Source organism: Tsukamurella sputi, from assembly GCF_007858445.1.
GTDB lineage: Bacteria > Actinomycetota > Actinomycetes > Mycobacteriales > Mycobacteriaceae > Tsukamurella > Tsukamurella sputi.
In genome coordinates, this window is record NZ_VIGV01000228.1 from 1 (window position 1) to 514 (window position 514).

The following is a 514-nucleotide window of genomic DNA, read 5'->3' on the forward strand; positions in this document are numbered from 1 at the left end:
GATACCCGCGGAGCCCTGGTGCATGAGCACGCGGGCGTGCGGCAGCGCGCGCCGCTTACCGGGCGTGCCGGCGGAGAGCAGGAACTGGCCCGCGCTGTAGGCGATGCCGAGGACCAGCGTGGAGACGTCGCACGGGACGAGTCGCATGACGTCGCGGATCGCGAGCATCGACGGGACGGAACCGCCCGGCGAATGGATCCACAGCGCGATGTCGGCCGAACCGGCGGAGGCCAGCGAAAGGATCTGGGTCGCGAGCAGGGAGCCGTTGTCGTCGTCGAGCGGACCGTCGAGGACGACGACCCGTCGGTCGTAGAGCTCGCGGCGCACGCTCTCGGTGAAATGCGGAATCTTCGGGTTATCAGCCATGCGCCCATGATGGAACGGGACGAACGCTCAGGACAGACGAATCCGCCTGGGGCGGAACCGCTCACGGCAGCTCCGCTCCAGGCGGATTCCTGGCGCCGGGTCAGCCGGCGGAGTAGGCGGGCTCGCTGCGGAAGCGCGAGACGCGACC

General features: G+C 69.8%; 1 protein-coding gene. It reads right to left on the minus strand.

The window, feature by feature from the left end; translation table 11 throughout:
• Positions 1-366: ClpP family protease (locus tag FK268_RS23930; protein ID WP_146437920.1), on the minus strand; the 366-nt coding region annotated here is incomplete at its 3' end.
• Positions 367-514 lie beyond the last annotated feature (148 nt).